Source organism: Clostridium puniceum (genome assembly GCF_002006345.1).
Lineage (GTDB): Bacteria > Bacillota > Clostridia > Clostridiales > Clostridiaceae > Clostridium > Clostridium puniceum.
Genome location: NZ_LZZM01000043.1, coordinates 91009 through 103863, shown reverse-complemented (window position 1 = coordinate 103863; position 12855 = coordinate 91009). Strand labels below are relative to the sequence as shown.

Annotated in this window: 12 protein-coding genes; 8 read left to right on the top strand and 4 right to left on the bottom strand. The window is 29.4% G+C overall.

Annotated elements, in window-relative coordinates:
- Positions 1-250 precede the first annotated feature (250 nt).
- The 5 genes from CLPUN_RS03940 to CLPUN_RS03925 all read left to right on the top strand — a co-directional run bounded on the left by CLPUN_RS03940 (position 251) and on the right by CLPUN_RS03925 (position 3363).
- Entirely contained in the window at positions 251-709 is a 459-nt protein-coding gene (locus tag CLPUN_RS03940; protein WP_158078696.1) for a hypothetical protein, read from the top strand.
- Positions 710-786: 77 nt separating this feature from the next.
- Positions 787-1020: a hypothetical protein gene (locus CLPUN_RS03935; protein WP_077846072.1), complete on the top strand. Its 234-nt coding sequence runs from the start codon at positions 787-789 to the stop codon at positions 1018-1020.
- A 481-nt stretch (positions 1021-1501) separates the two neighbouring features.
- The gene (locus CLPUN_RS03930; protein WP_143328970.1) at positions 1502-2158 is read left to right on the top strand and encodes a DUF2971 domain-containing protein; all 657 of its coding nucleotides are present in this window, start codon (positions 1502-1504) and stop codon (positions 2156-2158) included.
- Between the two features lie 174 nt (positions 2159-2332).
- Positions 2333-2503 carry a hypothetical protein gene (locus tag CLPUN_RS27965; RefSeq protein WP_198944285.1) on the top strand — a complete coding sequence of 57 codons (171 nt, stop codon included), beginning with the start codon at positions 2333-2335 and terminating at the stop codon, positions 2501-2503.
- 443 nt (positions 2504-2946) lie between these two features.
- Positions 2947-3363 carry an LptM family lipoprotein gene (locus CLPUN_RS03925; protein ID WP_077846070.1) on the top strand — a complete coding sequence of 139 codons (417 nt, stop codon included), beginning with the start codon at positions 2947-2949 and terminating at the stop codon, positions 3361-3363.
- 345 nt (positions 3364-3708) lie between these two features.
- Here the strand turns inward: CLPUN_RS03925 and CLPUN_RS03920 are convergent, their stop codons facing one another.
- Positions 3709-4452, bottom strand: coding sequence for a MurR/RpiR family transcriptional regulator (locus CLPUN_RS03920; RefSeq protein ID WP_077846069.1), 744 nt, complete (start codon positions 4450-4452; stop codon positions 3709-3711).
- Positions 4453-4765: 313 nt separating this feature from the next.
- Between CLPUN_RS03920 and CLPUN_RS03915 the strand changes: the two genes are divergently transcribed.
- The 3 genes from CLPUN_RS03915 to CLPUN_RS03905 all read left to right on the top strand — a co-directional run bounded on the left by CLPUN_RS03915 (position 4766) and on the right by CLPUN_RS03905 (position 8222).
- The gene (locus CLPUN_RS03915) at positions 4766-6088 is read left to right on the top strand and encodes a 6-phospho-alpha-glucosidase (RefSeq protein ID WP_077846068.1); all 1323 of its coding nucleotides are present in this window, start codon (positions 4766-4768) and stop codon (positions 6086-6088) included.
- A gap of 90 nt (positions 6089-6178) precedes the next feature.
- Positions 6179-7735 (top strand): PTS transporter subunit EIIC, encoded by a 1557-nt coding sequence (locus tag CLPUN_RS03910; protein WP_077846067.1) that lies wholly within the window; start codon positions 6179-6181, stop codon positions 7733-7735.
- A 10-nt stretch (positions 7736-7745) separates the two neighbouring features.
- A complete protein-coding gene (locus CLPUN_RS03905; RefSeq protein WP_077846066.1) occupies positions 7746-8222 on the top strand; it encodes a PTS sugar transporter subunit IIA in 477 nt (158 codons plus the stop codon).
- A gap of 839 nt (positions 8223-9061) precedes the next feature.
- Here CLPUN_RS03905 and CLPUN_RS03900 read toward each other — a convergent pair.
- The 3 genes from CLPUN_RS03900 to CLPUN_RS03890 all read right to left on the bottom strand — a co-directional run bounded on the left by CLPUN_RS03900 (position 9062) and on the right by CLPUN_RS03890 (position 12661).
- On the bottom strand, positions 9062-9553 hold the full coding sequence (locus CLPUN_RS03900; protein ID WP_077846065.1) for a PTS sugar transporter subunit IIA: 492 nt from the start codon (positions 9551-9553) through the stop codon (positions 9062-9064).
- A gap of 212 nt (positions 9554-9765) precedes the next feature.
- Positions 9766-11103, bottom strand: a complete 1338-nt coding sequence (locus CLPUN_RS03895) for a 6-phospho-alpha-glucosidase (RefSeq protein ID WP_077846064.1) — start codon at positions 11101-11103, stop codon at positions 9766-9768.
- A 1-nt stretch (position 11104) separates the two neighbouring features.
- Complete coding sequence (locus tag CLPUN_RS03890; RefSeq protein WP_077846063.1) at positions 11105-12661, bottom strand: PTS transporter subunit EIIC; 1557 nt, start codon at positions 12659-12661, stop codon at positions 11105-11107.
- Positions 12662-12855: the final 194 nt, after the last annotated feature.

The following is a 12855-nucleotide window of genomic DNA, read 5'->3' as shown; positions in this document are numbered from 1 at the left end:
TAAAACGTCATGCGTTATCTAACTAATTAACAAATAAGCATAAAGCTGTGGTTATATCCTCAGTTGAAATAGTCTAGCTATAGGTGAAAAAACTAATCCACAGCGTCTTATGTTAAGTATAGTAAAATTATTAAGAAAGGAAAAGTATAATGAATTTTTACTACATGTTCATTATACAAGGTGAAAATATGGCAGGGGATAGAATCAAAGGTATAGTCTCATTGATATAGGTAAAAATATTATACAAGGATTGATTGATGGTATAAAGTCAATGGCTAGTGGAATATCAGACATAATAAAAGAGATTGTAGGTAAGATTCCAGAAGGAGTAAAGAAGCTATTAGATATTCATTCACCAAGTAGAGTGATGATGGAACTTGGAGCCTATACAGGAGAAGGGTTTGCCTTAGGTATTGGAGATACAATAGGAAATATATCTAGACAAGCAAATGCAATGGCAGCCGCAGCAATGCCAAATGTTAATGCAGGCTCTTATGATATGGGACTTAATGTTTCAGGTGGAGGAATAGGATCTGCAAGTAATTTAGATAGAATTTTAAATAAAATGGATAGTATGAGTAATAAACTGGATGTTCTAGAAAAAGCCTTTAATGTAACATTACAGATGGATAAGACAACAGTTGGTAAAATGATTACACCAGTAGTAAGCAGTAATTTAGCCTTTAATAGTGGCAGAAAAGGCTTTTAAATCAATAGACTAGGTAAAAAGAGTAGCATTTAATATAATAGTGCTCTTTTAAATTTAATATATAGGAGGATAGTACAATGGTTAAAGAGGATATTAGAGTAACCTTTGAAGAACTAGGTGTAGTTGCGTGTCATGCAAATAATAAAAGGAAAATGAAAAGTCCTATATTTGATAAATTAAGGCTTGAAACAATCCAATTATTTTATGAAAAGCGAGGTTATATTTTTAGAAGTGCAGACGATCCAAAGAAATATTATTCTATGGAGCAGCTGCAAGAGTTATTTAAAAATTATGTGGAAAGTATACAGTGATGATATATTAGAAATAAAACTATGTGAAATGGTTTTTAAAACTATATAATGAGGTTGATTTATAACATCTATAGAAATATAGGTGTTTTTATTATGACGATTGAATAATGAAATGGTATTGCAATACAAACTTAAGGCACTAACTTAGATTTATAATATACTAAGTTAGTGCCTTTTCTATTTCAGACTATTATGGATTTTATTTTATTAATTTATTTTTTTGATTACGGTGAGGGATAATTTCTTATCCCAATTCTAATTACTTTGATACAATGACTAAAGTAATTAGAATTAATCCCAAATAAATTAATTCCATAATAAAAAAAATAAACCAGAATATTTATATAAATACATAACATTTGAACAATTTGTATCGTTAATTGAAACAGGAAAATCATATCTTACGAATATTACTATTTGGGAAGATTGTTATGAGCGCTATGACTTAGAAGCGTTGCATAGATATTCTTTTGATAAGACTATGAAGGAGACTTTTAATATTAAGGATACTGAAGAAAAAGGGTTGCCCAAGTTACCTTTAAAATTACAACAAATGACTGAAATTATGAAAAAATTATCATTTGCTCAGTCTTGGACGAAAACTCCTGATGAATCTGATGCAATGTGGAGAATTTATAGTACACAAATGACAGGTGTAAGGATAAAAGTTAGTAGAAAAAATATATTTAAACAAGTTGAATTGCTTAAAAGTTCTAGTGAGGTTTTCTACGATCTAGAAGACAGAGAAGTTGAATATGATAAACCAATTGATTATGAATTATACCTTAAAAAAGAAAATGATGACGCAGGCAATACGAAGGTACCTTTTTTATTTCATAAGAGAAAAGCTTTCAAACATGAAGAAGAGTATAGAATTGCTATGAGATACAATATTTTTAAAACCAAAGAATTTATGAAAGATTGGAGTTCAACAGATGAAGCATTAAAAGCTATGTTAGATTTTGATTTTCCTAAGGCTATTCGTTATGATTTGCCCGATAAAATGATAGAAGAAGTTGTATTAGATCCACGAACACCAGAATATTTTGAGAAAACATTTTTAAAATATTGTGAGAATAGAAAACTAAATAAAAATGGAACTAAATTTATGAAATCTGAATTATATAAAAAGCCATAAAATTTAGAACTCTAGTAATAGGGTTCTTTTATTATGCAAAACATAAATAATTATTTAAATCACAATCCAATAATGATATAATACAACTAAAGTTCCGTAAAGATGGGTACGGTGGTTGTACGTTTTCCGCCTTGGGCTATTAGAAATAATGGTCTAAGGGGGTGGTATTAGATTGTGATAATTGGAATGTTAATAATATCAATATTAGTATTATTAGTGATATTGATTAATAGAGCTTTAAGAAACAATTCGAAGAGTTGTGAATTTAACTTAGAAATTAACATAAAAGGTTTTAAAATAAATTTTAAGACAACAGAAAAGAACGCCCCATCAGACCAAGATTAAGCGTTCATAATCTGTAAAAAATATTCTCTAATCTAATAGCCCTAAAACTAAAAACGTTCTAGGATTGGCTTAGTAATTCGTAGTTACTAAGCTTTTCTATTTAATGTTAATAATTAATACTGTAAACATTAAATATATAAAATACAGTCAAAGTGTATTAATTTTATTGACTATATGCAATAACTTATTTATATTATATCAAATATTTAAATAAAATAAACAATAATTTAAATAAAATATAAAGTAAGATAAGAGTTTTTTATAATCATATTACTTATAAAATAACCGACTGAATACCGATATTTTATAAATATATGCAAGTATACAAGCAGTAATTCAACTACTGCTTATTTTTTACTATAAGTGGATTTTTAGTAATGTATTTGACAAAAGTACCAAATAATATACAATTAAATTATAAAATTTAAGGGGGAAATGATAAAATGAAAAAATTAATAAGTATGTTATTATGTAGTCTAATGGTATTTGTATTAGTGGGTTGCGGAAGTGCTACAAAAGGCTTAGAAGGGAAATGGAAAAGAACTGATAGTGGGGCATTAAATGGAATGATTATTAATGTTGTAAAAACAAATGAAGGATATCAAGCCACGATTGCAGAATTAACTGATAATATGAAAAAAGTAGGTTATAATGCAAATGATGTGAAATGGAAAGAAGTAAAAGAACTAAGTAAAGATACATGGGAATACAAGGATTTGGCAAAAACTATAACAGGTGAAACAAAATGGTATGATATGAATATGAAATTTGATGAAAATAGCAAAGATACATTGAAAGCAACTGATGTTGCAAGTAATAGTGAATCTGGTTCAGTTCAAACTTGGGAAAGAGTTAAATAATAAACATGAAGCTAGGAAATTAAATTATCAAGACCTAATTTAATGTCCTAGCTTTATTTCTGTCTATAAATACAATAGAATTTATATTATTTACTTCAAAATGTTGACATTATAGACAATAACATCGTGGAGATATTTGAAAATAAAAATCGTGTGAAGGCTGAGAAATACTACATTTTTAGCCAGTAATTTTTTAATTTGCGCCTGGAAAGCGTGTATAGGGGCAACTCTATTAGGCATTCTTTATATTTAGAAAGTTATTGAAAATATTGTCGATAACTATAGTAGCTTTGTATGCTGATTAATCTATGGCGAATAATACAGCTATAAATGTATATGATTTTATTACAAATATTTGTCTAAATATCTGAAGAACACATATTCCATTATGGCATTAGCTGTTACTCTCGATTTGAATTTAATATTATTTATTTCATATTCACTTGAGAATATGAAAAGGCATTTATCAGATAAGTTGGCTAAGGTATTATAACCTACACTAGTAACGCATATGATTCTACAGCCTCGTGTTTTTGCTATATTTACTGCCTTGATTACTTGGGAGGTTTCTCCGGACATGGATATGGCAATAATTAGAGTTTTGCTATCAAGATCGCTTGCTGTAGAATACATTATGCTGGAGTCGTTAAAATATCTGCAGTTTTTTTCTACAAGATGAAATTTTCTTGAGATATCTATACATACATCTTTAGAGGAACCTTCGCCGTAAAAATCTATTTTTTCAGCATCGTGGATTATACTTATTACTTCATCAATCAGAGAATCATTGATTAAATCTTTAGTTTTAGCAATATCATCAAATAAAAACATATTATCTGATATTTTTTTATGATTATTTTCTCTATCTATAGAATTTCTCAAGTTTGCTTTAAATTCTGAGTATCCTGAGTAAGATAATTTATTACAGAACCTCACTATGGTTGCAGTGGAAGTAAAGGTTTCTTTAGAAAGATCTTGAATTCTCATGTTTGATACTTTTTCAATGTTTTCCAATATATATTTAAGTAAATAATTTTCATTTTTATTTAGAAATTTTCTGTTTTTTTCAATAGTATCAAATATTGTCATAGAGTACCTCCTTAAAAGAATATAACAAAGAGCAGAAAAGTGGAAATCTCGTAAAATTTTGCACCATTCTAGTAAAAGAAATATGTTTTTGTGTCTTATTAATTATTATAACATACAAATGAAAATATTTTCATAAGTGTAAATTATACTATATGTAAAAAAAATTTCTAAAGCTGTTTAAACCCTTCTCTTATTGATAATATCACATTATACTAAAAGTATCATGAATGGTACCACATGAAAGATTATTAAAATTTCTATGACAAGGGATTAATAATACCTTGTACGCTAGATATATAAGGGGATGTTTTAGATGAAAAAATTCAATGTATCATTAGTTGGTGGAGGTAGTACATGGACTCCTGGACTTCTCACAAGCTTATGCAAATTAAAGGACAGATTTCCTATAAATAGATTGGTTTTATTTGATATAGATAAAGAACGTCAAGAAACAATTGGGAATTATGCAAAAGTATTGTTTAATGAAAAATACCCTGAATTGGATTTTAGATACACTACAAAGGTTGAAGAAGCTTATATAGATGTTGACTTTGTAATTATGCAAATGAGAACTGGTGGTTATAAGATGAGAGAAAAGGATGAAAAAATTCCTTTAAGCTTAGGCGTAATAGGGCAAGAAACTTGTGGCGCTGGAGGTTTTGCCTATGGTCTTAGGTCCATAAGAGACATGATTAAAACAATAAGAGATATAAGAAAGTATTCTAAAGATGCTTGGATATTAAATTATACAAATCCAGCTGCTATAGTAGCAGAGGCATTAAGAAGAGAATTTCCTGAAGATAAGAGAGTTTTAAATATATGCGATCAACCAGTTAATTTATTACGTTCTTATGGCAGAGTTTTAGGAAAAGATTCAAAAAACTTTGAACCAGTTTATTTTGGATTAAATCATTTTGGATGGTTTACTAATTTATATGATGAAAATGGAAATGATTTGGTGCCAGAACTTAGAAAAGTAATAAAAGAGAAGGGATTTATTCCAGTGGACGCAGAGCAAAGAGATAAATCATGGCTAGATACTTATGCAATGGTGCAGGATATGGTTAATGATTTCCCAGAATATCTTCCAAATACTTATTTACAATATTATTATTATCCTGATTATAAAGTTAGTCATTTAAATCCAGATTATACAAGAGCAAATGAAGTCATGGAGGGAAGAGAAAAGAGAGTTTTTGAAGAATGTAGAAGAGTCGCTAAAGCTGGTACTGTAGAAGGTTCTGTTATGGTTCATAATGATGCACACAGTGAATTCATGATAGAAGTTGCTGAATCTATTGCTTATAATCTTAAAAAAATATATATAGTAATTGTAAAAAATAATGGAATAATTTCAAATTTAGATGATGATGTAATGGTTGAAGTTGCTTCGGTAATGACAGCAAATGGACCAAGGCCTCTTGCAGTAGGTAAAATTCCTACATTTTATAAAGGTCTAATTGAATCACAATCAGCTTATGAAAAATTAACAGTAGATGCTTATTTTGAAGGTTCATATGAAAAAGCATTACAGGCATTAACTTTAAACAGAACTATTGTATCTGCTAAAAAGGCAAGAGAGGTACTAGACAAATTAATAGAAGCCAATAAGGAGTTTTGGCCTGAATTTAAATAATAAACTTTAAATAGAATATTGGTATATAAAAAAACGATACCAATATTCTAATAAAATATGAAATAATTATTATATTAGGAGGAAGAATAAATGACAAGTAACAGCTATTTTTCTAAATTTCAACAATTGGGAAAAGTATTAATGACCCCAATACTTATATTGCCAATTGCTGGTATATTAATGGGGATTGGGTCTGCGTTTTTAAGTCCATCTGTAATGAAAACGATGCCTTTTTTGCAAATGCAATTTTTCAAGTTGTTTTTTAGTTTACTTAAATCATCAGGATCAATTGTATTTAATAATTTGCCGGCAATCTTTGCAATATCCATAACTATAGGTTATGCAAAAAAAGAGAAAGGTATTGCAGCATTATCTGCTTTTTTAGGATATATGGTTATGAATGTAACAATGAGTGCCTTACTTATTAATCTTGGCAAAATAAACCCAGATAAACTGCTTGTAGGACAATCAAATATATTAGGAGTTCCAACAGTTGATACAGGAGTTTTTGGTGGAATAATAGTAGGATTTTTAATCGTTTATCTACATAATAAATATTATAATATATCTTTACCGCCTGTTTTATCAATATTTAGTGGTACAAAATTTGTCCCAATGGTTTCTATTATTGGATCATTAATTTTAGGATTAATATTGTCTGTAGTATGGCCTTTTATTCAAGGTTTATTAATCGAATTAAGTATGGTAATTAAAAATTCTGGTGCTTTTGGCTCTATGATATACGGTCTAGCTGAGCGAGCTCTGCTTCCATTTGGACTTCATCATTTTGTATATCTTCCATTTTTCTTTACAAGTCTTGGTGGTAGTATAGAGATAGGTGGAAAAGTAGTTGAAGGTGCTGTTAATATTTATCAGGCTCAGTTAGCTACTCCAGGAGAAATGTTTAATATTGATGTCACTAGATTTGCTATGAATGGTAAAGTTATAGAATCTATGTTTGGATTACCAGGGGCAGCTTTGGCTATGTATAAGTGTGCAAAGCCTGAAAGAAAAAAAGTTATAGGGGGATTTTTTCTTGCAGCAGTAATTCCGGCCTTCTTTTCTGGAATTACAGAACCAATTGAATTTGCATTTTTATTTGCAGCACCAGTATTATATGGAATTCATGCTATATTTGCAGGAATTGCTTATTTTGTAACTTATTTGTTACAAATTAACATACCTGGCAGTGCAGCTTTTGGTGGGCCTTTCTTAAGCTTTATATTTAATGGAATTATGCAATCAGATAAAGGTTCTCACTGGATATTTGTTCCTATAATAGGAGTGATATATTTTAGCTTATACTATTTCAGCTTTAAGTTTGCAATTAAAAAATGGGATTTAAAGACTCCAGGAAGAGAGCGTGAAGAAGATTCAGAAGAAAGTTCAATAGTTTCATCAAGTAATACAATAATTAATGATATAATCGATGCACTTGGTGGAAAAAATAATATTAAAAGTGTAGATGCCTGCTTTACAAGATTAAGAGTTTCTATTAACGATATGTCTATGGTTAAAGATGATAATACATGGAAGAAACTTGGTGCTAATGGAGTTGTTAAGGTTAAAGATGGTGTTCAGGTCATCTATGGAGCAAAAGCTGATGTTTATAAAACTCAAGTAAGAGATTTACTTGGAATGGAATAGGTGATTCTATATGTTTAGTAAATTATTTATGAAAAAAAATGATATTGTAATATATTCTCCGATAAAGGGGAAAATTGTTGATATTTCCGAAGTCCCAGATTCAGTGTTTTCTGATAAAATGATGGGTGAAGGTATTGCAGTAATTCCTGAAGATAATATTATATGCTCACCTGTAAATGGATATGTAGCTCAAATTTTTAAAACCAAACATGCAATTTTACTAAAGAGTAGTGATGATTTAGAAATAATAATTCACATTGGATTAGAAACTGTTAATTTAAATGGTGAAGGTTTTGAGGTTCTAATAAATGAAGGAGAAGACGTAACTATAGGTAAAGAACTTATAAAAGTAGACTTAGAATTCATGAAAAATAAAGGTATTAATACAATAACTCCAGTCGTCATAATTAATCATGCAGATAGAAATATTATAAAATATTTGGGAGATAAGAAAGCTGGAGCTACTATAATGAAAATTCCTCAATAGCAAGTTAAGATAGATAATGAAGGGAGCAGTATGTAACCAAAGTCTAATTATAGGCCTTAAAAGTATAAAACGGTTTCCTTTGTTATTTAAGTTTTTTGACAAAGTATATAGATAACTAGCGCAACGCGTTAATTTATATATATGCTTATAATATGTTCTGCTTCATCAAATGGTTTTAGGGGCGTAAAAATAATTGATGTAAATTAATCGTAGTTTATCACAAGAGACTGTAATCCAGCATGTTTTTTGTAATCAGATAATGAAACAGATGATCACAGAAATTGAAAACATTGAGATTGCTAAAGTTGCGATAAAGCTTTCAAATCCCCCTTCTTTTCGCCATTAAAATAAGATGTAAAAAATGCCTGAGAGCTTAGCAAAACTAAGGACTCAGGCATTTTTTGATTTTAAGAACTATTGAAATTTATACCCAAAACTACTGTATAAAATGTTAATTTATCAAGTATATTGTAATCAGAAGTTTTAATATTATGGAGAATTAACAGCATCAAGCTTTTGATCAGTATCTATATGAATATATATTTATTTTTTGTTGGTTTCTTCATTTCACTTTCTGATGGGGTTTTAACACCATCAAAAGGATTTGTATTTAAAAGTTCAATTAGATATTAAGATAAATTATTCCTATCATTAGTTAGAACTAAAATGAATAGAAATTATGCATGGTTCAGATAAACATGAGTTGAGTGCCTTAAGTCCTTTAATTACTGTGACTTAAGGCACTTTTGATGTTTGTATAGATAGTTAAACATAACCATACTTTTTATAATCTTATCTAAAAAATGAGTTTTTTAATATTTGCTTTTACCTTAATAATGTTATTTTAACTGTGTTTCAAATAGTTTTGTTTCTCCAGCTTTAACTTTATTAATATTTTCCCACTTAAAATTAAAACGATCTTCATTACTATTTGTAATAATCATAGGAATAATTGTGCTACTTGAATTTTGTTTAATAAAATCTAAATCTGCTTCAACAATAATCTGTCCTTTTTTAACTTTATCCCCTAATTTTACAAGAAAATTAAATCCTTGTCCGTTAAGATTTATGGTTTCCAACCCAATATGAATAAGAATTTCTTGCCCAAGAGCAGTTCTTAATGCAAAAGCATGTTTAGTTTCTGCAATTAGGATGATTTCTCCATCTACAGGTGCAAGGATTTGACCATTTGAAGGTATAATTGCAACACCTTCTCCCATAAGTTTTTGGCTAAAAACAGGGTCTGGAACATCTTCAATTTTTACAAGATTTCCAGAAGCATAAGCAAATATAGATTCGCTAATATTTTTGGAAAATAATTTTTTAAACACTTATTATAACCTCCACCATAACCTTGTATTAGTTATATAATTTTTCATATATTTAATAAGCATAAGCAGATATATGCTTTTTATATCCTTGATTACAACTGCTAATTTATAATCAAGAGTATAAATTATAATGTTGTATACTTCTTATTTTGGATTACTAGGTAGCCCATTCAATCAAGGATACTAATTATATATTATAAATCAGCTGAAATCTAACGGAGTTCATTCCAATATCCTTTATTTGCTTCCATTAAATCTTCTAATAATTCTTTAGCAATATTAGTATTTACAACTGTACGATTTAATACAAGTGCCTGTAATGCCTTTTGATAGCTTCCTTCTAAGCAGGCATCTACTGATAATTTTTCATATGCATACTGATTTTCCATAAGTCCCTTGTAAAAAGTAGGAATACTTCCAACTGCTAATGGTTCAACTCCGTTACTTCCAACACGGCATGGAACTTCCACCATCATTCCAGATGAAACATTTTGAATAGCTCCATTATTTTCTGTGATTGTTAGGAAAATTTCATTTGTGTTATTAGCAATTGCTGTTGCTAAATCAACTATATATTCTGCATGACATCCTACATCACTAGTGATTTCATATTTAGTACCACGTATTTTGCCTAGAGATATAATTTCACGTAATCTTCCATAAGTTTCTTTTTCATTTCCATCTATTACTTCATTGGCTCTTGTGTATTCTGGATTTTCTTTATCTCTCATTTTATTTGGATATAAATAATATTGTAAGTATGTGTTTGGTAGATATTCATCATAATCATTAATCATTTGACTCATGAATTCAAATGTTGCTTTCCATGAAGGCTCTTTAAAAAGAGGTTCTGTCTGTACATCTACTGGAGTTTTTAATATTTCTCTTAATTTAGGTAAATAATCTTCTCCAGTCTTTTTGTTTAGGATATGTGTAAACCAGCCAAAATGATTTAAGCCAAAATATTTAGGTTCTAAATCTCTTCTCTTTAATCCAAGCACACTTGCATAAATGTCCATAATTGCAATCGGCATATCACAAATGTTAATAATACGATAATCGCTAGGAAATACTCTCTTTGTTGCTTCTGCAACAATTGCAGCTGGATTTGAATAATTTAAAATCCAACATTCTGAAGAATAAGTACGAATACTTTTTATTAAATTAATAACAGCAGGAACACTTCTTAATCCATAAGCAAATCCACCAGGACCACATGTTTCCTGACCAAGACATTCATGCTTTAATGAAATCTTTTCATCTTTTTCACGCATTTTTAATCTTCCTGCACGAATTTGCATAAGTGCAAAGTCTATGTCTTTAAATGCTTCTTTTTCATCAGTAGTATATATGATTTCTTCTAGTTCTGGATAATATTCTTTAAATAATATTTCAGCATATTTTCCAACTATATTTTGACGTTCACTTTCATTATCATATAAGACAATTTTCTTTAAAGGAAATCTATCTTTTTGATTACATAACATTGCAAGCATATCTGGCGTATAACGGCTTGCTCCACCAACGATACAAATTGAATACTTTTTCATTTTACATTACTCCTTTTTTATGTTTTTTTATGCTTAATACATTAACAAGTTTTTCTTTTTCGCTTTCTACAGTCATTCCAATAATAATCTGTACGTTATTTCCTTTAATAACAACACCTTTTTGTTTTCCTTTGCTAATTATTTGTTTATTTACCTTGTTAATGTCGTTTACATCAATTCTTAAGCGTGTAAAGCAGTTGTTTATTTCTATAATATTTTCTGCACCACCTAGCCCTTCAATAAATAATTCAGCATTTTGGTCACTAGAATCATCATTTGCAGATGAAACGTAGCTTGTCTCATTGTTAACAGAGTCTTCTCTACCAGGTGTCTTAATGTCGAATTTTTTAATTAGGAAAACAAAAGTGAAGTACCATACTATAGCCATTACAATACCAACGGTGAAGAAAATATATATCTTAGATAGTTTTGGATCTATAACAGAATTACAAACTATAGTATCAAGTAAGCCATAAATTGAATATGTTCTCGAGCCTAATATCCAAAGCAGCATTTCTGAAAAACCTGTAAGTAATCCATGTACCAGCCAAAGTAATGGTGATATAAAAAGAAATGCGAAATCAAGAGGCTCTGTAATACCAGCTACCATTGAAACGAAAAGTGTTGGTATAAGCAAACCTTTTACAGTGCTTTTATTTTCGGGCTTTGCAGTTTTTATCATAGCAAGAACTATACCTAAGCTTGCAAAGATTTTTGCAAATCCAAAAGTAGCAAATCTTATTGAAGGATCAATAGCTGTTAAATTAGCACCACTACCCATTTCAGCATAGAAAATGTTTACGGCACCTTGGACAGTATTGCCATCAATTTGGGCACTTCCTCCAAATCCGGTAAAGCAAAATGGCATCCATAATAAATGATGTAATCCTGTTGGGATTAAAAATCTGTTACCAAATGCATATACGAATACTCCTAGTGAACCTGCACCCTTCATGAATACTGATAAACAAGAAATACCATAATTTATAACAGGCCATACATAACTAAGTACAATTGCTAATATTAAAGTAATTGGTATCATGATTATAAATACAAGTCGTGATCCACCGTATACTCGAAACATTTCTACGAATTGTATATTAGATGCTTTATTAAATACATATCCAGTAATGCATCCGAGTATTATTCCTAAAAATACATTCATGTCTACTACCTGGAATCCCAAAACAAGATTTTGTCCAGTTCCAAATAACCCCATGGCACCGGGTTGAGCCAGAATGTTTTGTGAAGTAAGCCATGCATTGTTTCCAGCCAAAAAAATAATGTATACAATCAGGCTTATAATAGCGGCATCTACTTTTTTGGTTTTAGCAAATGCAGTCGTCAGTCCAACGCAAAAAATGATGGAAAGATTGTTTAGCATAGCATTCATCATGGTCTTTAATAAAGTTCCAATAAAGATTATAAATGATGGCATAAAACTAAGTTGCATGATGACAGCAATAGCAAGACCTGTTCCCATAATTGCTAAGAACATTACAGGTTGTACTGCGGCTTGTGAAAACTTTTGACTTAATGATAATAATTTTTCTTTCATAAATATGTACCTCCTTTTATTTGTTTTTAATATACTCTAGATTATAGTTAGTATCAATGGATTTGCCGCTTCTATGATAATGTTTACTTTTAGTGAAAAAGTTCACTGAGCTGCAAACATAAAAAGGGCTGTTAGAAGAGATTATTGTAAATATTTTTATACAATAATCTACGTTTAACAGACCATTTATAGCA